Genomic DNA, 23,134 nt, shown 5'->3' with positions numbered 1-23,134 from the left:
CCGAAGGCGCGGTGGGGGTGGTCGAGCGGGAAGCGCCCGTCGGCCGTCGTCGAAGGCCCGGCGGGGTCTGGCTGAGCGTGGACACCCCTCGAGGACCGTCCCGTGTTGAGGCCAGGCCCAGACCGCCGGGAACTCTCTTTGCCGACGACCGATGACGCGCAACAGGCATGGGCTGAAATCGCCCATGCGGTCCAGGGTGCGCCAACACTCTGCCCGCCGGGGGCCTAGCTACCGGAGCGGATTAACACCCCGCCAGCCCGGCGATGCTCCCGAATAACGGCTACGCGGAGCGCTCCGGCCCCGGCCGAAACGGTACTCCACTAAACCCTCATCCGGGCCTGGCCCGGACGCTCCGCCGCCTCCCCACTTGCCGGTGAAATCCGGCGAGGCTGCGAACCCGTGCGCGCCGGGCCGAATGGACATTCGGTCTGGAGGCGAAAGGCCGGTGCTTTGACCAGCTCAGCGTCTCTACACGAAACGCGGAATGGGCCCGTCCTGCGGCGTCTGGTCGGGGAGCTCCAGGAACAGCTCGTCGACATAGCACCAGCCCCAGCCCTCCGGCGGGTCATAGCCCTCGATGATCGGGTGCCGGGTCGCATGGAAGTGGGCCGTGGCGTGCTTGCCGGGTGACTGGTCGCAGCAGCCGACATGGCCGCAGGTCCGGCAGATCCGCAGGTGCACCCATTGCCCGCCGGTCTTCAGGCAGTCTTCGCAGCCTTTGGCGCTGGGCGTGACGTCATGGATCGCGTTTGCGTGGGTGCAGGGCATGGCGGGCTCCTTCAGGCCTGGGCGAGATGGGCGTGGATGGCGGCGACCACCTGGGCGCCTTCGCCGACGGCGGCGGCGACGCGCTTGACCGAGCCGGAGCGCACATCGCCGATCGCGAAGACGCCGGGCAGGCTGGTCTGCATCAGGGGCTGGCCCAGATCGGCGCCGGTGCGGACGAAGCCGTGATTGTCGAGCTCGACGTCACAGCTGCTCAGCCAAGCGGTGTTGGGCGTCGCGCCGATGAACAGGAAGAGGTGTCGCACCGGCCGGCGCGTCTGCGCGCCTGTGTCGACATCGCGCCAGGCGATTTCGCCAAGCTGGCCCTGCTCGCCGACCAGCTGGGTGACCTCGCTGCGCACCACCACCTCGATATTGGGCAGGCTCTCGATACGCTCGATCAGGTAGCGCGACATGCTGGCTTTCAGGCTTTCGCCGCGCACGATCATCCAGACCTTGGCGACCTGGCCGGCCAGATAGACGGCCGCCTGGCCGGCCGAGTTGCCGGCGCCGACCAGCACCACCTCCTGGCCGGCGCAGAGCTTGGCCTCCAGGGGCGAGGCCCAATAGTGGACGCTGGTCCCTTCGAACCGGTCCAGGTCAGCCACGTCCAGCCGGCGATAGCGCGCGCCGCTGGCGATCACCACCGTCCGGGCCTGAGCGGTTTCATCGGGGGAGAGGATCAGGCGATAGCGGTCGGATCGCCCTTCGCAGTCGAGCATGGTCACCTGGTCGGGTATGGCCATTTCCGCCCCGAACTTCTGGGCCTGGTTATAGGCCCGCCCCATCAGGGCCATGCCCGAGACGCCGGTCGGAAAGCCCAGATAGTTCTCGATCCGCGCCGAGGCCCCGGCCTGGCCGCCGAAGGCGCGGGTGTCGAGCACCAGAACCGACAGGCCCTCCGATGCGGCATAGACCGCCGTCGCCAGGCCTGCGGGACCGGCGCCGATGACGGCGACGTCATAGAGCCGGTCCGGATCGATCCGGCCGACCAGGCCGATGCAGCGGGCCAGGTCGCGGTCGGACGGCCGTCGCAGCAATTGACCGGCGGGACACAGGACGATCGGCAGCTGGGTCTCATCGACCTCGAACCGCTCGATCAGCACCTGGGCGCAGCTGACGGTGTCGGGGTCGAGATGTCGAAAGGGGTGCCCGTTGCGGGCCAGGAAGCTGCTGAGGCGGATCACGTCGGCGTCCCCGGCGCGACCAATGATCACCGGTCCGCCGGCCCCGGTTTCGATCAGGCTGACCCGGCGCAGGATCAGCGCCCGCATGATCCTTTCACCCAGCTCGGCCTCGGCGATCAGAACGGCGCGCAGGCGGTCGGGGGCGATCCGCAGGACCTCGACCGCGCTGAGCGCCTCGACATCGACCAGGGAGGGGCGGCCCGATAGCTGGGCGATCTCGCCCACGAACTGGCCGGGGTCGTGATCGATGATGGTGTGCGCCTGGCCTTGCTCGTCGCGGCGTGAGACCCGGACCTGTCCGGAGAGCAGGACAAAGAGGCCAGGCCCGACTTCGCCCGCGCGGCTCAGGCTCTCGCCCGGGGCAAAGCGCAGGGGCGTCCCAAAGCGCCGCAGGCGAGCGATCTGGGCGTCGTCCAGCGTCGGGAACATCTGGGCGTGGCGGGTGTCGAAGGTGGACGCTGTCATGGGCGACTGTGCTCCTGAGACCCTCATCGGACGTCCCGCGAACGGCGAAGTCTTGCACGATCCCGCCCCGCCGCAAGGCGGCAAAAAGAAAGGCGGCGGACCCTGAAAAGGATCCGCCGCCCTGGCCGTCTAGAACGAGATCAGACTTTAGAACTTCGCCTTGATCGCCATGTAGAAGCGCCGGCCGAGCACGTCATAGGTCGACGGATCGGTATTGGCCTGCACGTTGGACGTGAAGTAGGGCGGTTGCTTGTTGGTCAGGTTGGTGACGCCGCCGCGGATCGAATAGGCCTCGGTGATCTTCCACGACCCGTTCAGGTCGAAATAGTCCACCGCGCCGATCTTCTCGCTGGCGTCCGAAGCGTCGACCATGTCGCCGATATGACGCCAGCGCGCCCCGACCTCGACCGGGCCGACCAGATAGCTGAGCGACGTGGTGTACTTCCACTCGGGGTGGGAGACGGAGCTGCTGCTGATTTGCGTATTGCCGATCGTGCCCTTCAGTTCGGCGAAGTCTTCGCCCGGCAGGCTCTGGACCTTGAAGCTGTCCAGGTAGGCGCCGACCAGGTTGACCTTGATCGCGCCGTAGCGGTCATCCAGGCCCACCGCGCCCAGACCAAAGCCCCAGTCGACCTGGAAGTCGACGCCCGAGGTCTTGTACTCGGCCAGGTTCAGGTTTGTGAGGCTCAGCGTATCGATTTCCCCAGTCGCGCTGTTGCGCACGAACAGGCTGCAATAATAGTTCGAGGCCGAACCGGTCGGATTGCCCTCGGCCGAATAGCACTTGTCCAGGGCGGTGGCGGCGTCGATCGTGCCGATCGCGTCCTTGATGTCGATCGAGTAGTAATCGAGCGACAGAGACAGGCGCTCCAGCAGCGGGTGGCTGAACCGCGGCGTCCAGACGAAGCCGGCATTGTAGGTGTCGGCCGTCTCTTCATTCAGATCCGGATTGCCGCCTTCGAGAGCGTTAATCTGCGTGTTGGCATAGGTGTAGCTGTCGATGATCGACGCAGGCACGCCCTGCGCCACGCACAGCGCTCGGATGTTGGCGGCGTTCGACCCGGCGCGGTAGGTGCTGTCATAGGCGCAGGGGTCCTCGCTGATCGAGGGATAGTTCTGAGACTGAGGCGAATAGAGTTCGCCAATCGACGGCGCGCGAACGGCGCGTTGATAGCCGCCGCGCACGCGGAAGCCGTCAACCACTTCCCAGTTGCCGTCCAGCTTGTAGGCGCTGACATTGCCGACCGTGTCATAGTCCGACAGGCGATAGGCGGCGTCCAGGTTCAAGGCCTTGATGAACGGCAGGTCCTTCAGGACGGGCACCAGCAGTTCGCCGTAGATTTCCTTGACGTTGGTGGCTGCGTCGATGGAGTCCTGAGCGTTGAAGCCCACGACGTCGCCGGTCGACAGCAGGCTGTCGGGCTCGAACAGATAGGTGTCGCGCTTGTAGCTGACGCCGAAGGCGCCGCGGACTTCGCCGGCCGGCAGATCAAACAGAGCGCCCTGGACGTTGGCTTCGACCACCTGTTGCTCGGCCACGGTGCGGTTCTTGGTCTGACGCGCGATGTAGGCTTTACAGGCTGACGAAAGCGCCTGCAGGCCGAACGGGTCATAGCCGCCCGAGCAGATGCTGGCGCCGCCGTCGGCGGCGTTGAGCAGGGTCTGCACAGCCGAGTGGCTGACATTGCCTGACTGGGTCTCGTTCTGCTCCGAGCGGCCATAGGAGGCATAGACGTCATACGTCCAGTCCTTGAAGCCGATGTCGCCGCGCACGCCGCCGTTGATCTGGAACACGTTGTAAGTGGTGTCCGACTGTCGCGGACCCACGTCTGTGAAGCGCTTGCGCAGCAGGAAGCTGGCGGTGGGATCCGGGCGGCTGGCCAACAGGGTGGCGAGGTCCTCGGAGATGAACGGGTTGCTCACCGGAACGCTGAAGCCCGTGGAGCTGGCCGCCGGGGCCGGCGCCAGGATCGTGGTCGAGTCGTAATGGGTGAAGTTGAACGCGCCGTAGAACTGAGCGTGGTCATTGATCTGATAGTCGGTCGCCGCATAGGCGGTGTACCGGGTCAGAGGCAGTTGCAGCAGGTTCAGCGGGCCGGTGTTGTAGGTGCCGTTGACCGGGATCGTGGAATAGTCGATCGCGGTCGAGCCCAGGTAGTTGACGCCGTTGTAGAACAGCGTGCCGTCGTTGTTGAAGCCCAGGTTGGCGCTGGCCTTCACCGCACCGGCGGCCGAGCCGTACTTGGCGAACACGGCGTCCATGGCGGCCTGGCTGGGCAGGTTCGTGCCGCTGGCGTCGTAGCGGCCATAGGGGGTCGTCGAGGACGCGCCAGACACCGACGAGAAGTCACGGGCGGCGTTCAGGACGGAGCCGCGCTCCGAATAGCCTAGCGACAGAACGGCATGGCCGCGATCGTCGGCGTACTTGCCGCCGGCGGTGATCGACAGGGCCTTTTCCTTGCCGTCGCCTTCTTCGGTGACGCCATATTGGGCGTCCATCTGCAGGCCGCTGAAGTTGTTGTTGAGCTTGAAGTTGACGACGCCGGACATGGCGTCCGAACCGTAGGTCGCCGAGGCGCCGCCGGTGATGACCTCGATATTCTGGATCAGGGCGGCCGGAATGATGTTGATGTCGACCGTGCCGTCAGAGTTGGACGGAACCACGCGATGGCCGTCGAGCAGGATCATGGTCCGCTGCGTGCCCAGACCGCGAAGGTCGATATTGGCCTGGCCGCCGTTCGACGGGTTGTTCGAACTGCTGCTCACCGACGGCACGAATTGCGGCATCTGGTTGAGCAGGGTGTCGACCGTCACCGAGCCGACCTTTTCGATGTCGGCCTTGCCGACTGTCACGATCGGGCTGTTGGAAACATAGTCGCGGCGCGCGATGCGCGAGCCCGTGACGACGATTTCTTCCACCGCGGCGGGTTGATCCGCGTCGGTGGTTTGGGCTTGGGCGACCAAGGGAGCGGCGGTCAGCAGAAGCACGAGCGCGGAGGCGCTGGCGAGGTACTCGGTTCTCGGCATTCGGAAAAATCCCCTTACTCGCCGTCTTGAATCAAAGACGACGAAAGTTCAGCGAAAGCATGTTCGCGATGGGGCAGGGGTAAGCGCGGCTTGTTTCGCATCTGTGAGCAAAAAATTGCCGGAAAATTGCGGAAAATGGCCGTTGGGTATTAGTCAAATATTCCAAGGGACGCTGATGCGTTATTGGAAATGCGCCATTCGTAATGGCGACAAATGGGGCAATTTTTATCCCAATTTCGTCGAATTAGCGGCATTTTGGGTAGATTTTCCCGTGTCCTTTCGGTCACATCTGTCATCTTATTGTCGTGACGGCGGCGCTCTGAGCGCGATAGGCTCTCACTCATGTCAATTCCGACCGTCGCCCGCCGTCCCGCCCAGCAGTGGCGCGCCGGGGCCAAGATCGAATCCATCGAGCGCGTCGTCCCGGACGAGGTCGCCGTGGGTCTGTCGTTCGACGGACGTCCACACACGGTGCTGATGGCGACGCCTGCGGATGTCGCGGACCTGGCTCGGGGGTTCACCCTGACCGAGGCCGTGGCCGGCGCGGCCGACATTATAGATATCGAGGTTCGCGAGACCGATCTGGGCCTCTTGGCCGACGTCCGACTGCGGGTCGGCGCGGTCAACCGCAAGGCTCGACCGCGCACCCTTGAGGGACGCTCCAGTTGCGGACTCTGCGGCGTGCAGCGCCTGTCGGACGCCGTGCGACCTTTGCCGCAGGTGGGGGCGGGGGTGAAGATCGTTCATCCGGCGGTTCAGCGGGCGCTTGACGCCCTGAGCCAGGCCCAGACGCTGGGCGGTCTGACGCGCGCCACCCATGCCGCCGCCTTCGCCGACCCGGAGGGCCGCCTCCTGCTGTCGCGCGAAGATGTCGGTCGCCACAACGCCCTGGACAAGCTGGCCGGGGCGATGGCCGTGGCGAGGCTGGATCCCGCCCAGGGCTTCGTGGTGGTCACCAGCCGCTGCTCGTTCGAGATGGTGGAGAAGGCCGTGCGGATCGGCTGCCCTATCCTGGTCGCGGTTTCGGCTCCGACCGATCTGGCGATCCGCAAGGCGCAGGAGGCGGGCCTGACCCTGATCGCCCTGGCCCGCGCGGACGGCCACACCGTGTTCACCCGAGCCGACCGGCTGGTCGAACCTGCTTTGGAGACCCTCTGATGTCCGAGGTGAAGATCCCTGGTGTCCGCTCTTATGATGCGCCCGCGGGCGGTTGGGGCGCCCTGAAGGCCGTGGCCGGCGCGCTGGGCGACCAGGCGACGGTGATCGAAGGCGGGCGCTCTCTGCTCTCGGCGAACCAGCCAGAGGGTTTCGACTGCCCCGGTTGCGCGTGGCCCGACCCCAAGCACACCAGCTCGTTCGAGTTCTGTGAGAATGGGGCCAAGGCGGTGGCCTGGGAGGCGACCAGCAAGCGCGCCACGGCCGAGGTCTTCGCCCGCCACACCGTGACCGAGCTGCTGGGCTGGAGCGATCATGCGATCGAGGATCTTGGCCGGCTGACCCAGCCCATGGCCTATGACGCCGTCACTGATCGTTATCTGCCGATCGCCTGGGACGACGCGTTCGCGCGGACCGGCGCCGCCTTGCGCGCGCTGGCCGATCCCAATCAGGCCGAGTTTTACGCCTCGGGTCGCGCCTCCAACGAGGCGGCGTTCCTGTATCAGCTGCTGGGCCGCAAGGTCGGGACCAACAATTTTCCCGACTGTTCCAACATGTGCCACGAGCCCACCAGCGTGGGCCTGCCGGATTCGATCGGCATGGGCAAGGGCTCGGTGACCCTGGAGGACTTCGATCACGCCGACCTGATCCTCTGTTTTGGCCACAATCCCGGCACCAACCATCCGCGGATGATGGCGACGCTGCACGAGGCTTCGCGGCGCGGGGCCACGATCCTGGCCTTCAACCCGCTGCGCGAGCGGGCGCTGGAGCGGTTCGCCTCGCCGCAGGACCCGGTCGAGATGGTCACCCTGTCCTCGACGCCGATCGCTTCGGCCTATTACCAGCTGACCATCGGCGGCGACGCCATGGCCGTGCAGGGCATGATGAAGGCCATGTTGGCCATGGACGCGATCGATCGCGACTTCATCGCTGAGCACACATCAGGGTTTGAGGCTCTGGTGGCGGCGCTGGACGCCTTGAGCTGGCCGGAGATCGAACGCGGCTCGGGCCTGTCGCGCGCCCAGATCGAGGAGGCCGCCGGGGCATGCGCCCGCTCGAAGGCCACCATCCTTTGCTACGGCATGGGCCTGACCCAGCATCGGGACTCGTCGGGCACGGTGCAGCAACTGGTCAATCTGCTGCTGCTGAAGGGCAATATCGGCCGACCGGGCGCGGGGATCTGCCCTCTGCGCGGCCATTCCAATGTCCAGGGTGATCGCACGGTCGGGATCTGGGAAAAGCCCTCGGCCGCGTTCCTCGATTCCATGGACCAGGTGTTCGGCTTCAAGTCGCCGCGCGAGCACGGTCACACCGTTGTCGAGACGATTGAAGCCATGGAGGCGGGGCGGACCCGGGTGTTCATCGGCCTGGGTGGTAATTTCGCGGTTGCGGCGCCGGACCCGACCCGGACCTTTGCCGCGATCCGCAAGGTGGACCTGACCGTCCACATCGCCACCAAGCCCAACCGCACCCACCTGCTGCACGGTCGAGAGAGCCTGCTGCTCCCGTGTCTGGGGCGCACCGAGATCGACGTCCAGGCGTCCGGCCGCCAGGCGGTGACGGTCGAGGACTCCATGTCGATGGTCCATGCCTCGCGCGGACTCAACGCTCCGGCGTCCGAACAGCTGAAGTCCGAACCGGCCATCGTCGCCGGCATAGGGGCGGCCTTGTTCGGCGCTGGCGACACGGTCGACTGGCAGGGTCTGGCCGATGACTACGACAAGATCCGCGACCTGATCGAGGCGGTCTTTCCCCAGGCCTTCGCCGATTACAACAGGCGGGTACGCGAGCCCGGCGGTTTCCGCCTGCCGGTGCCGCCGTCGGAGCGGGTGTGGAAGACCGTCTCGGGCAAGGCCAATTTCCTGATCTACACGCCCAAGGGCGGCGATCCGCGCCAGGGCGATCCCGACGTCATGCTGCTGACCACGGTGCGCAGCCACGACCAGTACAACACCACCATCTATGGCCAGAACGATCGCTATCGCGGTGTGTTTGGCCGCCGCGACGTTATCTTCGCCAATCCCGACGACATCGCCGCACGCGGGCTGACCTCGGGCGACCGCGTGGATCTGTCAGCGGCGTTTGACGTCGGCGGCGAGCGGGTGGTGCGAGGCTTTACCGTGGTGGCGCGCGATATCCCGCGCGGTTGTCTGGCCGCCTACTATCCCGAGACCAATGTCCTGGTCGATCTGGCTGATCGCGACACGCGCAGTGGCACCCCGGCCTACAAGTCGGTTCCGGTTCGGCTCTCTGCTCACGCGGCCGGCTGATCCATGGCCATAGGGCTGTTTTGTGACATCCGGGTCATGACCTCGAATTAAGTCGTCTAGTCGGAGGTGCGACGCTAGCTTCCCTGCATCAACGCCATTCGACAGGGGAAATATTCGATGCGCGCTCTTCTCGTTCTGGCCGCCAGCGCGGCCGCCCTTGGTTTCGCCGGCGTAGCCGCAGCCGCGCCTTCAGTGAAGATCAAGGATGCGGTGGTCCGCGTCGTGGTCATCCCCGAAGCCCGCTCTGACGTGAAGGTCGAGTTCATCACGACCAACAAGAGCCTGCCCCTGACGGTTCGCAAGAGCGGCGATGAGACGATCGTCGACGGTGGCATGCGCAGGAACAAGATCGGGAGTTGCAACACCAAGATGGGCGCCACCACCATCAAGGTGCGCGGCGTGGGCGCCGTGAAGTGGGATGACATCCCGCAGATCGTCGTGCGTACGCCGATGAAGGTCGAGGTCGCAGGCGCCGGCGCGGTGTTCGGCAGCGTCGGGCGCAGTGAGAGCCTGGAGCTGGCCAATGCCGGCTGCGGCGACTGGACCGTCGCCAATGTGCAAACCAAGCTTGAGGTCAGCCAGGCCGGCTCGGGCGACACCACGGTCGGCACGGCGGGTTCTGTTGAGATCAGCATCGCCGGCTCGGGCAGCGTCAAGACCCAGGCCGTCGCGGGCAATATCGAGGTTTCGATCGCCGGCTCCGGAGACGTCATTGCCGCCAGCGCCGGCGGCAAGGTCGACGTCAATGTCATGGGCTCGGGCGACGTGACGATCGCCGGCGGCCGCGCGCGGTCCATCGACGTCAACATCATGGGCTCGGGTGATGTCACCCATGACGGCGAGGTCGGGGATGTCGACGTGTCGATCGCGGGCTCAGGCGATGTCCGGATTGCTCGGGCGACCGGGTCGATCAGCAAGCACGTGGCGGGCTCGGGCGACGTTGCCATCGGCCACTGAGCCGCGTTCGTCGATCGCGCCTATATATAGAGTGTAGAAAGAAGGCCCCGGGACGGATGTCCCGGGGCCTTCCGTCTTTTCAGACTTGCGCCGTCGCGACTAGCGGGCGGCGAAGCCGAACAGGTCGTCAGCGGTCGCCAGGTCGGCGCCGGCTGCGTCACGCGCCTTCAGGCTGCCGCCGAAGGTGTAGCGCACGCCGATCTTCACCGCGTCCGACTTCAGGTCGGCCAGGTCGTCGGATTCGGCGTGGGTGTACTTGCCAAAGGTGCTCCAGCCCGAGTTGGCGAACTTGTATTCGCCGCCCAGGTTGACGTCCCACACGTCGGCCTTGATGGCCGTGTCGATGCGCGAATAGCCCAGACCACCGTCAAGACGGAAGTCGTCGGTGACGAAGTAGCGAGCGTCACCGCGCACGGCGTACAGGTCGGCATCCAGGTCGTTGGATTGGCCATAGGCCACCAGGCCCGACAGGGTGACCTTGTCGAGGTACTTGTGGGCTTCGGCGCCGACGGCCCACAGGGTGTCGTTGCTGGGACGCGACAGGGTGGTGAAGCCACCGACGCGCCAGCTGTCGCCGATCGTGGTGGTCAGGTGGGCGGCGCCCGAGGCGACGGTTTCATCGCTCAGATCGTTGTCCGAGATGCTGACGTCGCCGTTCAGGGTGACGGTCCAGGCCGAGGTGGTCGGAATGGCGACCGAACCGTCGATCTTGACGGACGAGCCATTGCCGCTGGCGACCTTGGTGTCGATGTCGGTGTAGTTCACCGCAGCGCCGACCGAGCCAATTTGCTGGGCGAAGGCGGGAGCCGAGACGGCGAGAGCCAGAACGGCGGCGGCGGCAAAGAGTTGGGTCTTCATAGTGGGTAATCCCCTTGGTGGAACAACCCCGGCGCTGGCGGTCGTTGTGGGGGAGGGGCCACCAGTCCGCCGGGGAGGGGCGGCATCTATGGAGCTTTGGTCTTGTGCTCAAGGCCAACGGCGGCGCTTGCGGGGTAAATAATGCAAATTTGTGACACTTGAAAGCTGTGAGGCTTTGCCTACGCGTGAGTGGGCGCACGTTCTTGCTATAACATGGCTCTCTGACGCAAATTTCCGACCAACGTTATCTGTTTCAAGCCCCTTGCGCCGGGAGGGCAGGGCGCCTATTCAGAACTCGCCCGGCGAGTCGCGTCACATCTTGATGCAACGACCCGAGCAGAGCGCTTGACGAAACGAGATTCGGAACGTACAAGCGCGCCTCTGTTGGACCGGCTGTGAACTTTCGAGTTCAAACGCGGTTCGCGAGACGCCCGGACATAGCGCCGCAAACCTTCTTTCGGGAAGGGGCGCAATATCTGGACATCAACCCCCACGGGTGACCGTGAGGGCCATTTGTTTTGCGGACGCTGCGTACGAGCTCTCTCGGGAGTTCGAGTTGGTCTTTGAAATGGTTCGAGACGCGGGCGCAGCCCACTAGGAAACCGAGCGATATGGATCGTCAGAACATCCGCATCCGGCTCAAGGCCTTTGATCACCGCGTGCTGGATCATTCCACACGCGAGATCGTCAATACGGCCAAGCGCACAGGTGCGACGGTGCGGGGACCTATCCCCCTGCCCACGCTAATCGAGAAATTCACCGTCAACCGCTCGCCGCACGTCGACAAGAAGTCGCGCGAGCAGTTCGAGATCCGTACGCACAAGCGCGTTCTCGACATCGTTGACCCGACTCCGCAGACCGTGGACGCGCTGATGAAGCTCGACCTGTCGGCCGGCGTTGACGTCGAAATCAAGCTGTAAGGAGGGCCGAATCTTATGACTCTCCCCGCAAATCGTACTGGCGTGATCGCCAAGAAGCTGGGCATGACCCGCTTCTTCGATGAAGCCGGTCAGCACATCCCGGTCACCGTCCTTTCGCTGGATGGTTGCCAGGTCACCGCTCAACGCACGCAGGACAAGGACGGTTACACCGCCCTTCAACTCGGCGCTGGCGCGAAGAAGCCGAAGAACACCCCCAACGGCATGCGCGGTCACTTCGCCAAGGCCTCGGTCGAACCCAAGCGGGTCGTCGCCGAGTTCCGGGTTGAAGAAGCTGCTCTGATTGAAGTCGGCGCCGAGTTTACGGCCGACCACTTCATGGCCGGCCAGAAGGTGGACATCCAGGGCGTCACCGTCGGTAAGGGTTTTGCCGGCGCCATGAAGCGCTGGAACTTCGGCGGTCTGCGCGCCACCCACGGCGTTTCGCTGTCGCACCGTTCGCACGGTTCGACGGGCCAACGCCAGGATCCGGGCAAGACCTTCAAGGGCAAGAAGATGGCTGGCCACCTCGGTCAGGAAACCGTCACCACCCTGAACGTCACCGTCTGGAAGGTCGATGTCGAACGCGGTCTGATCCTGATCAAGGGCGCTGTCCCTGGTCACGAAGGCAGCTACGTGAAGGTTCGCGACGCGATCAAGAAGGCTGCTCCGGCTGACCTTCCGCGTCCGGGCGCCTTCCGCAAGGCTGGCCAAGCTCCGGCCGCTGCTGCTGAAACTCCCGCTGAGGAAGCCCCCGCGGCGACGACCGAAGAGGGCGAAGGCTAATGAAACTCGACGTCATTAAACTGGACGGCGGCAAGGCCGGCTCCGTGGATCTCGACGACGCCATCTTCGGCATCGACGACATCCGCGGTGACATCCTTCAGCGCGTCGTCACCTGGCAGTTGGCCAAGCGCCGCTCCGGCAACCACAAGATTCAGGTTCGTAACGAGGTCTCTCGGACGAGCAAGAAGATGTACAAGCAAAAGGGCACCGGCGGCGCTCGTCACGGTTCGCGCCGTGCGGCTCAGTTCGTCGGCGGCGCCAAGGCCCACGGCCCTGTCGTCCGTAGCCACGCGTTCGATCTTCCCAAGAAGATCCGGGCGATGGCTCTGCGTCACGCCCTGTCCTCGAAGGCAAAGTCCGGTTCGCTGGTCGTGCTGGACAGCGCCGTTCTGACCGATCCGAAGACGGCCGCCCTGCGCGCCACCTTCGAAAAGATGGGTCTGAAGAACGCGCTGGTCATCGCGGGTCCGGAAGTGGACGGCAACTTCAAGCTTGCCGCCCGCAACATTCCGAACATCGACGTGCTGCCGAACGCCGGCCTGAACGTCTATGACGTGCTGCGTCGCCACACCCTGGTCCTGACCAAGGACGCGGTGGATGCGATCTCGGCGCGTTTCGCTGAGAAGGAAGCCGCGTAATGGCCGCAACCGCCCGCCACTACGACACGATCCTGTCGCCGGTGATCACCGAAAAGGCCACCCTGCTTTCCGAGCAGAACAAGGTTGTCTTCCGGGTGTCCGCCGATGCGTCCAAGGACGAAATCGCCGCCGCAGTCGAAGAGCTGTTCAAGGTCAAGGTCACCAAGGTCAACACCATGGTCACCAAGGGCAAGACCAAGCGCTTCCGCGGCATCATCGGACGTCGTTCCGATGTCAAAAAAGCCATCGTGACCCTGGCCGAAGGCCAGTCGATCGACATCACGACGGGGCTCTAACCAGATGGCCTTGAAGCACTTTAATCCGACCAGCCCAGGCCAACGCGGCCTGGTCCTGATCGACCGCAGCGAGCTCTACAAGGGTCGTCCCGAGAAGAAGCTCGTTGAAGGTCTGACCAAGTCGGGCGGTCGCGGCGGCAATGGCCGTATCGCGGTCCGTTTCCGCGGCGGCGGCGCCAAGCGCCTGTATCGCCTGGTCGATTTCAAGCGTCGCAAGCAAGGCGTGGCCGAGGTCGTTCGTATTGAATACGACCCCAACCGCACCGCCTTCATCGCCCTGATCAAGTATCAGGCTGATGGCGAGCTCGCCTACATCCTGGCCCCGCAACGCCTCAAGGTTGGTGACGAAGTCGTCACCGCTGAAAAGGTCGACGTGAAGCCGGGCAACACCTCGCCGCTGCGGACCCTGCCGATTGGCACGATCATCCACAATGTCGAGCTGAAGCCCGCCAAGGGCGGCCAGATCGCCCGCTCGGCTGGGGCCTATGCCCAGCTGGTCGGTCGTGACGCCGGCTACGCTCAGATCCGCCTCAATTCGGGCGAACTGCGCATGGTCCTCGACACCTGCCTGGCCACGATTGGCGCAGTCTCCAACCCCGACCACATGAACGAAAACCTCGGCAAGGCCGGTCGTGTTCGTCACATGGGTCGTCGTCCCCACGTTCGCGGCGTCGCCATGAACCCGGTCGATCACCCCCACGGTGGTGGTGAAGGTCGTACCTCGGGCGGCCGCAATCCGGTGACCCCGGCTGGCAAGCCGACCAAGGGCGCCAAGACTCGCGTCAACAAGGCCACGGACAAGTTCATCATCCGTTCGCGCCACAAAGCGAAGAAGGGCCGCTAAGCCATGACACGCTCCGTCTGGAAAGGCCCGTTTGTCGACGGGTACCTCCTGAAGAAGGCCGACGCCTCTCTGTCGTCTGGCCGCAAGGACGTTATCAAAACCTGGTCGCGTCGCTCGACGATCATGCCGCAATTTGTCGGCCTGACCTTCGGCGTCCACAACGGCCTCAAGCACGTCCCCGTTATCGTGTCGGAAGACATGGTTGGTATGAAGTTCGGCGAGTTCGCTCCGACCCGCAACTTCCCCGGCCACGCCGCCGACAAGAAGGCGAAGAGGAAGTAGGCCATGAGCCAAGCTAAACAACCTCGCCGCCTGCCGGCCAACGAAGCGATGTGTAAGGTTCGCACCTTGCGCACCAGCGCTCGTAAGCTGAACCTGGTTGCTCAGTCCATCCGTGGCCTGAACGTCCAGCGCGCTCTCAACGAGCTCGAATTCAGCCACAAGCGCATCGCTCAGGACGTCCGCAAGGCGCTGTACTCGGCGATCTCCAACGCCGAGAACAACCACAACCTCGACATCGACTCGCTGGTCGTGTCCGAGGCCTATGTGGGCAAGAACCTGGTGATGAAGCGCTTCTCGCCGCGTGCTCGCGGTCGGGCTACGCGCGTTGAAAAGCCGTTCTCCGAGATCACCATCGTGGTCCGCGAACTGGGTGAGGCTGCCTGATGGGTCAGAAAGTTAATCCGGTCGGGCTTCGGCTTGGCATCAACCGCACCTGGGACAGCCGTTGGTTCGCCGACGGTCCCCAGTACGGCAAGCTCCTGCATCAGGACCTCGCGGTCCGTACGATGCTGAAGAAGCGCCTGTATCTCGCCGGCGTTTCGCGCATCATCATTGAGCGCCCCCACAAGAAGTGCCGCGTGACCATCTACGCAGCGCGTCCGGGCGTGATCATCGGCAAAAAGGGCGCCGACATCGACAAGCTCCGCAAGGACCTGTCGGTGATGACGGAGGGCGACGTTCACCTGAACATCGTCGAAATCCGCAAGCCCGAAACCGACGCCCAGCTGGTGGCCGAGTCCATCGCCCAGCAGCTCGAGCGCCGGATCGCCTTCCGTCGCGCCATGAAGCGGTCGATCCAATCGGCCGTCCGTCTTGGCGCCAAGGGCATTCGCATCAACGTGTCGGGCCGCCTCGGCGGCGCTGAAATCGCGCGGATGGAATGGTATCGCGAAGGTCGCGTGCCGCTCCACACCCTGCGCGCTGACATCGACTACGGTTTTGCGCAGGCCAAGACCACCTACGGCATCATCGGCGTGAAGACCTGGATCTTCAAAGGCGAAGTGCTGGAGCATGACCCGATGGCGCTCGACAAGCGTCTCGCCACCGAGTCCGGCCCTGCCGGCGAAGGTGGTGGGCGCGAGCGCGGCGATCGTCCCGACCGGGGCGACCGCGGCCGTCGCGATCGGGGCTAAGGATAGAGCGCTATGCTGTCACCGAAAAAAACCAAGTATCGCAAGCAGTTCAAGGGACGCATTCATGGCGTTTCCAAGGGCGGCACCCTGCTGAACTTCGGCTCCTACGGTCTCAAGGCCGTTGAGCCGGAACGCATCACCGCTCGTCAGATCGAAGCGGCTCGTCGGGCGATCACTCGCCAGATGAAGCGCCAAGGTCGCGTGTGGATCCGCATCTTCCCCGACGTGCCGGTCACCGGCAAGCCGGCCGAAGTCCGGATGGGTAAGGGCAAGGGCGCCGTGGATCACTGGGCCGCGCGCGTTGCGCCGGGCCGGATCATGTTCGAAATCGACGGCGTGCCGGACGATATCGCTCGCGAAGCTCTGCGCCTCGGCGCGGCCAAGCTGCCGATCCGTACCCGTGTCGTCACCCGCATCGACGCCGGTGCGGCTCTGGAGGCTGAAGCGGCATGACCAAGATTGCTGATATCCGGGGCATGACGCCTGACCAACTCGCCGAGCAACTGCTCAGCCTCAAGAAGGAGCAGTTCAACCTGCGCTTCCAGGCCGCGACCGGTCAGGTGGAAAAGACCCACCGCGTTGGCGAGATCCGCAAGGACATCGCCCGCATCAAGACCGTGCTGCGCGCCAAGGCCGCGGCTTAAGGAGAACGATATGCCCAAGCGTATCCTCGAAGGGGTTGTCGTCTCCGATAAGGGCGACAAGACCGTAGTGGTTAAGGTTGAACGGACCATCGTTCACCCGCTGCTCAAGAAGATCGTGCGCCGCTCCAAGCGGTACCACGCTCATGACGAAGTCAACGCGTACAAGACCGGTGAATCCATCAAGATCATCGAGTGCGCTCCGAAGTCCAAGCTGAAGACCTGGGAAGCACTTCCCAAGGTCTCCGCTTAAGTCTGGAAGGTTTAAACCATGATCCAGATGCAAACTAACCTGGAAGTCGCCGACAACTCCGGCGCTCGCCGGGTCATGTGCATCAAGGTGTTGGGCGGCGCAGGCCGTCGCTACGCCAGCGTCGGTGACGTGATCGTCGTGTCCGTGAAGGAAGCCATTCCTCGCGGCCGGGTGAAGAAGGGTGACGTGCTTCGCGCCGTCGTCGTTCGCGTCAACCAAGGCATGAAGCGCAAGGACGGTTCGCTGATCCGCTTCGACAAGAATGCCGCGGTCATCGTCAACAAAGCGAGCGAGCCGGTCGGCACGCGGATCTTTGGCCCGGTTCCTCGTGAACTGCGCGCCAAGAACCACATGAAGATCATCTCCCTCGCCCCCGAGGTGCTGTAATGTCTGCCAAGATCAAGAAGGGCGACCGCGTTGTCGTCCTGGCGGGCAAGGACAAGGGCAAGCAAGGCGCTGTGTCCAAGGTCCTTCCCAAGGAAAATCGCGTGTTCGTGGAAGGCGTGAACCTGGTTCAACGCCACACCAAGGCGACGCAAGCCGATCCGCAAGGCGGCATCAAGAGCAAGGAAGCGGCGCTTCACGTCTCGAACGTGGCGATCGTCGACTCCAAGGGTAAGCCCACACGCGTCGGCTTCAAGATCGAAGGCGACAAGAAGGTGCGCGTTGCCAAGACCACCGGCGAGGTGATCAATGGTTGATCAAGCTTACGAGCCGCGGCTGAAGACCGAATATAACGCGCGCATCCGCGCCGTTATGAAGGAACAGTTCGCGTACACCAACGAAATGCAGATCCCCAAGCTGGACAAGATCGTCCTGAACATGGGTATCGGCGAAGCGGTGGCCGACTCCAAGAAGGCCCAGCTGGCCCTTAAGGACCTGACCCTCATCGCGGGTCAGAAGCCGGTCGCCACCAAGGCCCGCAACTCCATCGCCGGCTTCAAGTTGCGCGAAGGCATGGTGGTCGGCGCCAAGGTGACGCTCCGCAAGGAACGCATGTACGAGTTCCTGGACCGTCTGATCACCGTGGCTCTGCCGCGCGTGAAGGACTTCCGGGGCCTCAAGCCCACCAGCTTCGACGGCCGCGGCAACTATGCCATGGGCCTGAAGGAACACCTGGTGTTCCCGGAGATCGACTATGACCAGATCGATCAGATCTGGGGCATGGACATCATCGTTTGTACGACTGCGAAGACCGATAACGAAGCGCGTGCGCTTCTGAAGGAATTCCAGTTCCCGTTCACCACAGCGTAAGCGGGCAGGGAAACACACCATGGCAAAGAAAAGCGCCGTCAATCGTAACGAGATGGTCAAGGCCCTCGTCAAGCAATTCGCCGACAAGCGCGCCGCGCTGAAGGCGATCGCCAACGACGAGAACCTGCCGCTCGAGGAACGCTTCGAAGCTCGTCTGAAGCTCGCGAAGCTGCCGCGTAACTCATCCGCCGTTCGCATCCGTAACCGTTGCGAAGTCACGGGCCGTCCGCGCGCCTATTATCGCAAGCTGAAGATGAGCCGTATCGCGCTCCGCGAGCTCGGCTCGTCGGGCCAGATCCCCGGCCTCGTCAAGTCGAGCTGGTGAGGACGATCATATGTCGATGAACGATCCCCTGAGCGACATGATCGCTCGCATCAAGAACGCCGCCACGCGCAAGCGCAACAAGGTCGCCACCCCGGCGTCCAAGCTGCGCGCTCGCGTCCTGGACGTGCTGGCCGACGAAGGCTACATCCGCGGCTACTCGCTCGTCGAGAAGCCCGGTGCGTTCCCCGAATTCGAGATTGAGCTCAAGTATTTTGACGGTGAGCCCGTGATCGCCGAAATCGCACGCGTGTCCAAGCCTGGCCGTCGCGTCTATTCGTCGATCAAGGACCTGAAGCCGATCAAGAACGGCTTGGGTATCTCGATCCTTTCGACGCCGAAGGGCGTCATGTCGGACTCCGCCGCCCGCGACGCTAATGTCGGTGGCGAAGTCCTCTGCCGCGTCTACTAGGCGCGGGAGGGAAAAGCATGTCACGGATCGGTAAGAAACCCGTCGCGATCCCCTCGGGCGTGAATGTCACGCTCGACGGGCAGACGGTCACGGTGAAGGGCCCTAAGGGTCAACTCGCCTGGACCATCGCCGACGAGATCGCTGTCACCCAGGAAGGTTCTGACCTCCTGCTGACCGCGCGCGATGAAAGCAAGCGCGCCATGTCGATGTGGGGTCTGTCCCGCACGCTGGTCGCCAACATGGTGCAGGGCGTCACCACCGGCTTCGAGGAAACCCTCGAACTGGTGGGCGTTGGTTACCGCGCCGCGATGAAGGGTGATGCGCTCTCCATCCAGCTCGGTTTCAGCCACGATGTGAACGTTGAGCCTCCGGCCGGCGTCACCTTCGCGGTTCCCAAGCAGACCGAAATCAAGATCGCCGGCGCCGACAAGCAGGCGGTTGGCGAGATTGCCGCGAAAATTCGCCGCATTCGTCCGCCCGAGCCCTACAAGGGCAAAGGCGTGCGGTATGCTGGCGAAAAGGTTCGCCGCAAGGAAGGCAAGAAGAAGTAAGCCATGGCGCTCACACCTCGCGAATCCGCCGTGCGTCGTGCTCAACGCACCCGCACCCGCCTCAAGGCACTGTCCAACGGTCGTCCGCGTCTCACGGTCTTCCGTTCGTCCAAGAACATCTACGCCCAGATCATCGATGATGAACGCGGCGTGACCCTGGCTGCGGCCTCCACCCTCGAGGGTGAAGGCAAGACCAAGGGCGCGGACAAGGACGCGGCCGCTCTGGTTGGCAAGCTCGTCGCCGAGCGCGCCATCGAAAAGGGCGTCAAGGACGTCGTCTTCGATCGTGGCGGCTACATCTTCCACGGACGGGTCAAAGCCCTGGCCGACGCCGCGCGCGAAGCCGGCCTGAACTTCTAAGGGAAACATCATGGCTCGTGGTGATCAACAGCGCGGAGACGGCGGCCCCAATCGCGGCCGTCGCGACCGCAATGCCCCCGAAGAGCGGGCTGACAGCGACATCGTCGAAAAGCTCGTCCACATCAACCGCGTCGCCGCCACCGTTAAGGGCGGCCGTCGCTTCAGCTTCGCTGCTCTGATGGTCGTTGGCGACCAAAAGGGCCGCGTCGGCTTCGGTCATGGCAAGGCGCGTGAAGTGCCCGAAGCCATCCGCAAGGCGACCGAAGAAGCCAAGAAGACCATGGTTCGCGTTCCCCTGCGGGAATCGCGCACCCTGCACCACGACGGCTACGGCCGTTGGGGCGCTGGCAAGGTCATGATGCGCGCTGCCCCTCCCGGCACGGGCGTCATCGCTGGTGGTCCGATGCGCGCGGTTCTCGAAACCCTGGGTGTCCAGGACGTCGTGGCCAAGTCGACGGGTTCTTCGAACCCGTACAACATGGTTCGCGCCACGTTCGAGGCCCTGAAGGTTCAATCGTCGCCCCGCCAGATCGCCGCCAAGCGCGGCAAGAAGGTTGGTGACATTCTCGGCCGCCGCGCCGACGGAGCTTCGGCTCCGGACGCCATCGAGGGCTAAGTCATGGCTACTGCAAAGACCGTCAAGGTTCGCCAAACCGGCAGCCCGATCCGTCGCAACGCCGTTCAGCGCGCAACGCTGGCCGGCCTGGGTCTCAACAAGCTGGGCCGCGAGTCCGAGCTGGAAGACACCCCTTCGGTTCGCGGCATGATCCGCAAGGTCCAGCATCTGCTGGAAATCGTCGAGTAGGTCTGCTACGAGACGCCGAAATCGCCACCCCGGTGAAAGCCGGGGTGGTTTTCGTTTGAAGTCCTGTCCTCCAGTTCCCTCGGGAAAGCGGGGCAGGGCGTCAGACGAAGCCCCATTTTTCAAGCCGAGTCTGGCCCATGGCCAGGCGCAGATCTCCAAGGAGAGGCACATATGACCAAGCTTAATGAACTGGCTCCGTCGCCGGGTTCGACCAAGGGCCGCATGCGCGTTGGCCGTGGCCCGGGTTCGGGCAAGGGCAAGACCGCCGGTCGCGGCGTCAAGGGCCAGAAGGCGCGCTCGGGCGTCGCCATCGCCGGCTTCGAAGGCGGCCAAATGCCGCTGCACATGCGTATGCCTAAGCGCGGCTTCAACAACCCCTTCCGCCTTGAGTTCGCTGAAGTGAATCTGTGGCGCCTGGAACAGGCTGTCGCCGCTGGCAAGTTCAAGGCCGGCGCGACCCTCGACCCCGCCGCCCTGATCGCCGCCGGCGTGATCCGTCGCGAACTGGACGGCGTGAAGCTGCTGGGCAAGGGCGAGATCAAGACCGCCCTGAAGCTGACCGTCTACTCGGCGACCGACGCGGCCATCAAGGCCGTCGAAGCCGCTGGCGGTTCGGTGACCGTGACCAAGAAGGTCAAGGTCGAAGCCGAAGCCAAGGCCTAACCTTATAAACTGTCATCCCTGGCAAGCGTAGCGCAGACCCGGGGCCTCAGGCGCAGCGCTTCCGGCGGTCCCGGCTTTTCGCTTCGCTACAGCCGGGATGACAGTTCTTTTCGAGGCTCGCCGTGACATCACGGCGAGCCTCACCTATTTGTGGCTCGTCTTAAGAGTCGTGGGGAATTGAATGGCCTCGGCCGCCGAACAACTCGCAGCCAATATGAACTTCTCGTCGTTCCAAAAGGCGACGGAGCTTCATAAGCGTATCTGGTTCACGATCATCGCGCTCGTCATCTATCGGCTCGGCACCTATGTGCCGATCCCGGGGATCGACGTGGCCGCCTTCGCCAGCGCCTTCGCCGGCCAGTCGAAGGGCATCCTGGGCATGTTCAACATGTTCTCGGGGGGCGCCGTCGAACGGATGGCGATCTTCTCGCTGAACGTGATGCCCTACATCAGTGCGTCGATCATCGTGCAACTGATGGGCTCGGTGTATCCGCCGTGGGAAAAGCTGAAGAAGGAAGGCGGCGAAGCCGGCCGCAAGACCCTCAACCAGTACACCCGCTATCTGGCGGTGATCCTGGCCGTCGTGCAGTCGTTCAGCATCGCGGTGGGCCTGCATGGCCAGCCCGGCCTGGTCTATGACGGCATCAACGCGCCGTTCTTCATCGCCTCGACCGTCGTCGCCCTGACCGGCGGCACCATGTTCCTGATGTGGCTGGGCGAGCAGATCACCAGCCGCGGCGTCGGCAACGGCGTGTCCCTGATCATCTTCGCCGGCATCGTGGCGGGCCTGCCGCGCGGCATCGGCCAGTTGCTGGTGCAGTCGCAGACCTCGGGCAACTACACCCCGCTGTTCGCGATCGTGCTGCTGGCCGTCGGCGCCGTGCTGGCGATCGTCTTCATCGAGCGCTCACAGCGCCGTCTGCTGGTGCACTATCCCAAGCGCCAGCAGGGCAATCGGATGATCGGCGGCGACAACTCGTTCATGCCGCTGAAGATCAACACCGCCGGCGTCATCCCGCCGATCTTTGCCTCCAGCCTGCTGCTGCTGCCGACGACCGCCATGGGCTTCCTGTCGACAGCCACCCTGCCGGACTGGGCCGCCTGGCTGCCCGGAACGGTGGGCGCGCTGCAGCACGGCAAGCCGGCGTTCATGCTGATGTATGCGGCGCTGATCATCTTCTTCTCGTTCTTCTACACCTCGGTGGTGTTCAATCCCGAGGAGACGGCCGAGAACCTGCGCAAGTACGGCGGCTTCCTACCGGGCATTCGCCCTGGCAAGCGCACGGCGGACTATCTGGACTATGTGCTGACCCGTCTGACGGTCATCGGCGCGGCCTACATCACCGTGGTCTGTATTGCGCCCGAGATGATGATGGCCGGTCTGGGGGCGACCCAGTTCGCCCTGGGCGGCACCTCCGTGCTCATCGTGGTGACAGTGACCATGGACACCGTCGCCCAGATCCAGTCCCAGCTGCTGGCGCACCAGTACGAAGGGCTGATCAAGAAGTCCAAACTTCGCGGCGGCCGCACCCGTTAGAAAATAGACAGCGTTCTGGAAGCCGATTTGTCACAAATCGGCTTCCGTTTTCTCGACCCGCGCTCTAGGTCTGCGCAGGGAAGATGACCGGGCGAAGACCCGGCAACGCGCGAAGGGGCATTAATGAACTTGATCCTGTTCGGTCCGCCGGCGGCGGGGAAGGGGACACAGGCCAAGCGGCTCGTCACAGAGCGCGGCATGGTCCAACTTTCGACCGGAGACATGCTGCGGGCGGCGATCGCCTCGGGCTCCGAGCTGGGCGCCCGCGTCAAGGGCGTGCTGGATCGCGGTGAGCTGGTGACGGACGAGATCGTCATCGCCTTGATCGAGGATCGACTGCCCGAGGCGGAAGCCGCCGGCGGCGCGATCTTCGACGGGTTTCCCCGCACCGTGGCCCAGGCCCAGGCGCTGGACAAAATGCTGGCCGCTCGCGGTCAGAAGATCGACCTCGTCCTCCGACTCAAGGTAGACGAACCCTCCCTGATCGAACGGATCTCCAAGAGGTTCGCAGAGCAGGGCAGGGCTGACGACAATCCAGAAGTGTTCGTGACACGACTGGCGGCCTACAACGCCCAGACGGCCCCCTTGCTGCCCTACTATGTAGAGCAGGGTAAGTTGACCGAGCTGGATGGCATGGCGCCTGTGGAAACGGTCGCGGCCTCTATAGACGCGGCGCTCTCGGGCGCGGCGTGAGACATTTTCAATTCGTTGATTTTCGGCGGATTCAACCATTGACGGCGGCGCAACGATCCCTAT

The 23,134-nt window shown here is 64.2% G+C and carries 30 protein-coding genes; 26 read left to right on the top strand and 4 right to left on the bottom strand.

What is annotated here, in order from left to right:
- Positions 1-468: 468 nt before the first annotated feature.
- From ACW18B_RS16470 to ACW18B_RS16460, 3 genes are all read right to left on the bottom strand, one after another.
- Positions 469-768 (bottom strand): UBP-type zinc finger domain-containing protein, encoded by a 300-nt coding sequence (locus ACW18B_RS16470; RefSeq protein ID WP_492048096.1) that lies wholly within the window; start codon positions 766-768, stop codon positions 469-471.
- 11 nt (positions 769-779) lie between these two features.
- Positions 780-2,417: an FAD-dependent oxidoreductase gene (locus tag ACW18B_RS16465; RefSeq protein ID WP_492048095.1), complete on the bottom strand. Its 1,638-nt coding sequence runs from the start codon at positions 2,415-2,417 to the stop codon at positions 780-782.
- Between the two features lie 147 nt (positions 2,418-2,564).
- Positions 2,565-5,444, bottom strand: coding sequence for a TonB-dependent receptor domain-containing protein (locus ACW18B_RS16460; protein ID WP_492048094.1), 2,880 nt, complete (start codon positions 5,442-5,444; stop codon positions 2,565-2,567).
- Between the two features lie 342 nt (positions 5,445-5,786).
- Here ACW18B_RS16460 and fdhD point away from each other — a divergent pair, with 342 nt between their 5' ends.
- The 3 genes from fdhD to ACW18B_RS16445 all read left to right on the top strand — a co-directional run bounded on the left by fdhD (position 5,787) and on the right by ACW18B_RS16445 (position 9,826).
- On the top strand, positions 5,787-6,602 hold the full coding sequence (gene fdhD / locus ACW18B_RS16455) for a formate dehydrogenase accessory sulfurtransferase FdhD (protein WP_492048093.1): 816 nt from the start codon (positions 5,787-5,789) through the stop codon (positions 6,600-6,602).
- Complete coding sequence (locus tag ACW18B_RS16450) at positions 6,602-8,869, top strand: FdhF/YdeP family oxidoreductase (protein WP_492048092.1); 2,268 nt, start codon at positions 6,602-6,604, stop codon at positions 8,867-8,869. The genes fdhD and ACW18B_RS16450 overlap by 1 nt, the downstream gene beginning before the upstream one ends.
- Positions 8,870-8,986: 117 nt before the next feature.
- The gene (locus ACW18B_RS16445) at positions 8,987-9,826 is read left to right on the top strand and encodes a GIN domain-containing protein (protein ID WP_492048091.1); all 840 of its coding nucleotides are present in this window, start codon (positions 8,987-8,989) and stop codon (positions 9,824-9,826) included.
- Positions 9,827-9,925: 99 nt separating this feature from the next.
- On the opposite strand, the gene ACW18B_RS16440 is transcribed toward ACW18B_RS16445, so the two are convergent.
- A complete protein-coding gene (locus ACW18B_RS16440; RefSeq protein WP_492048090.1) occupies positions 9,926-10,684 on the bottom strand; it encodes an outer membrane beta-barrel protein in 759 nt (252 codons plus the stop codon).
- Between the two features lie 611 nt (positions 10,685-11,295).
- Here ACW18B_RS16440 and rpsJ point away from each other — a divergent pair.
- The 23 genes from rpsJ (at position 11,296) to ACW18B_RS16325 (ending at position 23,071) form a co-directional block, all read left to right on the top strand.
- Positions 11,296-11,604: a 30S ribosomal protein S10 gene (gene rpsJ / locus ACW18B_RS16435; protein WP_004616952.1), complete on the top strand. Its 309-nt coding sequence runs from the start codon at positions 11,296-11,298 to the stop codon at positions 11,602-11,604.
- 15 nt (positions 11,605-11,619) lie between these two features.
- Entirely contained in the window at positions 11,620-12,387 is a 768-nt protein-coding gene (gene rplC / locus ACW18B_RS16430; protein ID WP_492048089.1) for a 50S ribosomal protein L3, read from the top strand.
- Entirely contained in the window at positions 12,387-13,025 is a 639-nt protein-coding gene (gene rplD / locus ACW18B_RS16425; protein WP_492048088.1) for a 50S ribosomal protein L4, read from the top strand. The genes rplC and rplD overlap by 1 nt, the downstream gene beginning before the upstream one ends.
- Positions 13,025-13,321, top strand: a complete 297-nt coding sequence (locus tag ACW18B_RS16420) for a 50S ribosomal protein L23 (protein ID WP_419251732.1) — start codon at positions 13,025-13,027, stop codon at positions 13,319-13,321. The genes rplD and ACW18B_RS16420 overlap by 1 nt, the downstream gene beginning before the upstream one ends.
- Before the next feature lie 4 nt (positions 13,322-13,325).
- Positions 13,326-14,165: a 50S ribosomal protein L2 gene (gene rplB / locus ACW18B_RS16415; protein WP_492048087.1), complete on the top strand. Its 840-nt coding sequence runs from the start codon at positions 13,326-13,328 to the stop codon at positions 14,163-14,165.
- A 3-nt stretch (positions 14,166-14,168) separates the two neighbouring features.
- A complete protein-coding gene (gene rpsS, locus ACW18B_RS16410) occupies positions 14,169-14,447 on the top strand; it encodes a 30S ribosomal protein S19 (protein ID WP_419251730.1) in 279 nt (92 codons plus the stop codon).
- A gap of 3 nt (positions 14,448-14,450) precedes the next feature.
- A complete protein-coding gene (rplV, locus tag ACW18B_RS16405) occupies positions 14,451-14,831 on the top strand; it encodes a 50S ribosomal protein L22 (protein ID WP_035049356.1) in 381 nt (126 codons plus the stop codon).
- A complete protein-coding gene (rpsC, locus tag ACW18B_RS16400) occupies positions 14,831-15,580 on the top strand; it encodes a 30S ribosomal protein S3 (RefSeq protein WP_492048086.1) in 750 nt (249 codons plus the stop codon). The genes rplV and rpsC overlap by 1 nt, the downstream gene beginning before the upstream one ends.
- A 12-nt stretch (positions 15,581-15,592) precedes the next feature.
- Positions 15,593-16,033 (top strand): 50S ribosomal protein L16, encoded by a 441-nt coding sequence (gene rplP / locus ACW18B_RS16395; RefSeq protein WP_035049360.1) that lies wholly within the window; start codon positions 15,593-15,595, stop codon positions 16,031-16,033.
- Positions 16,030-16,224, top strand: a complete 195-nt coding sequence (gene rpmC, locus ACW18B_RS16390) for a 50S ribosomal protein L29 (RefSeq protein WP_035049361.1) — start codon at positions 16,030-16,032, stop codon at positions 16,222-16,224. Before rplP ends, rpmC begins: the two co-directional genes overlap by 4 nt.
- Positions 16,225-16,234: 10 nt before the next feature.
- A complete protein-coding gene (gene rpsQ / locus ACW18B_RS16385) occupies positions 16,235-16,474 on the top strand; it encodes a 30S ribosomal protein S17 (RefSeq protein ID WP_492048085.1) in 240 nt (79 codons plus the stop codon).
- 18 nt (positions 16,475-16,492) lie between these two features.
- The gene (gene rplN / locus ACW18B_RS16380) at positions 16,493-16,861 is read left to right on the top strand and encodes a 50S ribosomal protein L14 (protein WP_035049365.1); all 369 of its coding nucleotides are present in this window, start codon (positions 16,493-16,495) and stop codon (positions 16,859-16,861) included.
- Positions 16,861-17,175 carry a 50S ribosomal protein L24 gene (gene rplX, locus ACW18B_RS16375; protein ID WP_492048084.1) on the top strand — a complete coding sequence of 105 codons (315 nt, stop codon included), beginning with the start codon at positions 16,861-16,863 and terminating at the stop codon, positions 17,173-17,175. Before rplN ends, rplX begins: the two co-directional genes overlap by 1 nt.
- Positions 17,168-17,728, top strand: a complete 561-nt coding sequence (gene rplE / locus ACW18B_RS16370; protein ID WP_492048083.1) for a 50S ribosomal protein L5 — start codon at positions 17,168-17,170, stop codon at positions 17,726-17,728. The genes rplX and rplE overlap by 8 nt, the downstream gene beginning before the upstream one ends.
- 19 nt (positions 17,729-17,747) lie before the next feature.
- Complete coding sequence (gene rpsN / locus ACW18B_RS16365) at positions 17,748-18,053, top strand: 30S ribosomal protein S14 (protein WP_492048082.1); 306 nt, start codon at positions 17,748-17,750, stop codon at positions 18,051-18,053.
- Positions 18,054-18,063: 10 nt separating this feature from the next.
- A complete protein-coding gene (rpsH, locus tag ACW18B_RS16360) occupies positions 18,064-18,462 on the top strand; it encodes a 30S ribosomal protein S8 (RefSeq protein WP_492048081.1) in 399 nt (132 codons plus the stop codon).
- Positions 18,463-18,479: 17 nt separating this feature from the next.
- Positions 18,480-19,013 (top strand): 50S ribosomal protein L6, encoded by a 534-nt coding sequence (rplF, locus tag ACW18B_RS16355; protein WP_492048080.1) that lies wholly within the window; start codon positions 18,480-18,482, stop codon positions 19,011-19,013.
- A 3-nt stretch (positions 19,014-19,016) separates the two neighbouring features.
- A complete protein-coding gene (rplR, locus tag ACW18B_RS16350) occupies positions 19,017-19,373 on the top strand; it encodes a 50S ribosomal protein L18 (protein WP_035049377.1) in 357 nt (118 codons plus the stop codon).
- A 10-nt stretch (positions 19,374-19,383) separates the two neighbouring features.
- The gene (rpsE, locus tag ACW18B_RS16345) at positions 19,384-19,989 is read left to right on the top strand and encodes a 30S ribosomal protein S5 (protein WP_425999898.1); all 606 of its coding nucleotides are present in this window, start codon (positions 19,384-19,386) and stop codon (positions 19,987-19,989) included.
- Positions 19,990-19,992: 3 nt separating this feature from the next.
- Complete coding sequence (rpmD, locus tag ACW18B_RS16340) at positions 19,993-20,178, top strand: 50S ribosomal protein L30 (protein ID WP_035049381.1); 186 nt, start codon at positions 19,993-19,995, stop codon at positions 20,176-20,178.
- A 171-nt stretch (positions 20,179-20,349) separates the two neighbouring features.
- On the top strand, positions 20,350-20,841 hold the full coding sequence (rplO, locus tag ACW18B_RS16335; protein WP_492048079.1) for a 50S ribosomal protein L15: 492 nt from the start codon (positions 20,350-20,352) through the stop codon (positions 20,839-20,841).
- Between the two features lie 181 nt (positions 20,842-21,022).
- Entirely contained in the window at positions 21,023-22,378 is a 1,356-nt protein-coding gene (gene secY, locus ACW18B_RS16330; RefSeq protein WP_492048078.1) for a preprotein translocase subunit SecY, read from the top strand.
- 123 nt (positions 22,379-22,501) lie between these two features.
- On the top strand, positions 22,502-23,071 hold the full coding sequence (locus ACW18B_RS16325) for an adenylate kinase (RefSeq protein ID WP_492048077.1): 570 nt from the start codon (positions 22,502-22,504) through the stop codon (positions 23,069-23,071).
- Positions 23,072-23,134 lie beyond the last annotated feature (63 nt).

Source organism: Caulobacter sp. FV2ps19, from assembly GCF_058681035.1.
Note: the sequence above shows the minus strand (reverse complement) of the source record. Positions and strands in the feature narration are given on the sequence as shown.

Bases quoted from the DNA above. Each gene is read 5' to 3' on its own strand.
- fdhD (WP_492048093.1), top strand. From the start codon at position 5,787: ATGTCAATTCCGACCGTCGCCCGCCGTCCCGCCCAGCAGTGGCGCGCC.
- rpsE (WP_425999898.1), top strand. From the start codon at position 19,384: ATGGCTCGTGGTGATCAACAGCGCGGAGACGGCGGCCCCAATCGCGGC.
- rpsS (WP_419251730.1), top strand. From the start codon at position 14,169: ATGACACGCTCCGTCTGGAAAGGCCCGTTTGTCGACGGGTACCTCCTG.
- ACW18B_RS16420 (WP_419251732.1), top strand. From the start codon at position 13,025: ATGGCCGCAACCGCCCGCCACTACGACACGATCCTGTCGCCGGTGATC.
- ACW18B_RS16465 (WP_492048095.1), bottom strand. From the start codon at position 2,417: ATGACAGCGTCCACCTTCGACACCCGCCACGCCCAGATGTTCCCGACG.
- rplD (WP_492048088.1), top strand. From the start codon at position 12,387: ATGAAACTCGACGTCATTAAACTGGACGGCGGCAAGGCCGGCTCCGTG.
- rpsH (WP_492048081.1), top strand. From the start codon at position 18,064: ATGTCGATGAACGATCCCCTGAGCGACATGATCGCTCGCATCAAGAAC.
- rplV (WP_035049356.1), top strand. From the start codon at position 14,451: ATGAGCCAAGCTAAACAACCTCGCCGCCTGCCGGCCAACGAAGCGATG.
- rplB (WP_492048087.1), top strand. From the start codon at position 13,326: ATGGCCTTGAAGCACTTTAATCCGACCAGCCCAGGCCAACGCGGCCTG.
- rpsJ (WP_004616952.1), top strand. From the start codon at position 11,296: ATGGATCGTCAGAACATCCGCATCCGGCTCAAGGCCTTTGATCACCGC.
- ACW18B_RS16450 (WP_492048092.1), top strand. From the start codon at position 6,602: ATGTCCGAGGTGAAGATCCCTGGTGTCCGCTCTTATGATGCGCCCGCG.
- rplR (WP_035049377.1), top strand. From the start codon at position 19,017: ATGGCGCTCACACCTCGCGAATCCGCCGTGCGTCGTGCTCAACGCACC.
- ACW18B_RS16440 (WP_492048090.1), bottom strand. From the start codon at position 10,684: ATGAAGACCCAACTCTTTGCCGCCGCCGCCGTTCTGGCTCTCGCCGTC.
- rplP (WP_035049360.1), top strand. From the start codon at position 15,593: ATGCTGTCACCGAAAAAAACCAAGTATCGCAAGCAGTTCAAGGGACGC.
- rpsC (WP_492048086.1), top strand. From the start codon at position 14,831: ATGGGTCAGAAAGTTAATCCGGTCGGGCTTCGGCTTGGCATCAACCGC.
- rplO (WP_492048079.1), top strand. From the start codon at position 20,350: ATGACCAAGCTTAATGAACTGGCTCCGTCGCCGGGTTCGACCAAGGGC.
- rplF (WP_492048080.1), top strand. From the start codon at position 18,480: ATGTCACGGATCGGTAAGAAACCCGTCGCGATCCCCTCGGGCGTGAAT.
- rpsN (WP_492048082.1), top strand. From the start codon at position 17,748: ATGGCAAAGAAAAGCGCCGTCAATCGTAACGAGATGGTCAAGGCCCTC.
- ACW18B_RS16460 (WP_492048094.1), bottom strand. From the start codon at position 5,444: ATGCCGAGAACCGAGTACCTCGCCAGCGCCTCCGCGCTCGTGCTTCTG.
- rpsQ (WP_492048085.1), top strand. From the start codon at position 16,235: ATGCCCAAGCGTATCCTCGAAGGGGTTGTCGTCTCCGATAAGGGCGAC.
- rplN (WP_035049365.1), top strand. From the start codon at position 16,493: ATGATCCAGATGCAAACTAACCTGGAAGTCGCCGACAACTCCGGCGCT.
- ACW18B_RS16325 (WP_492048077.1), top strand. From the start codon at position 22,502: ATGAACTTGATCCTGTTCGGTCCGCCGGCGGCGGGGAAGGGGACACAG.
- rplX (WP_492048084.1), top strand. From the start codon at position 16,861: ATGTCTGCCAAGATCAAGAAGGGCGACCGCGTTGTCGTCCTGGCGGGC.
- rpmC (WP_035049361.1), top strand. From the start codon at position 16,030: ATGACCAAGATTGCTGATATCCGGGGCATGACGCCTGACCAACTCGCC.
- rplE (WP_492048083.1), top strand. From the start codon at position 17,168: ATGGTTGATCAAGCTTACGAGCCGCGGCTGAAGACCGAATATAACGCG.
- ACW18B_RS16445 (WP_492048091.1), top strand. From the start codon at position 8,987: ATGCGCGCTCTTCTCGTTCTGGCCGCCAGCGCGGCCGCCCTTGGTTTC.
- rplC (WP_492048089.1), top strand. From the start codon at position 11,620: ATGACTCTCCCCGCAAATCGTACTGGCGTGATCGCCAAGAAGCTGGGC.
- ACW18B_RS16470 (WP_492048096.1), bottom strand. From the start codon at position 768: ATGCCCTGCACCCACGCAAACGCGATCCATGACGTCACGCCCAGCGCC.
- secY (WP_492048078.1), top strand. From the start codon at position 21,023: ATGGCCTCGGCCGCCGAACAACTCGCAGCCAATATGAACTTCTCGTCG.
- rpmD (WP_035049381.1), top strand. From the start codon at position 19,993: ATGGCTACTGCAAAGACCGTCAAGGTTCGCCAAACCGGCAGCCCGATC.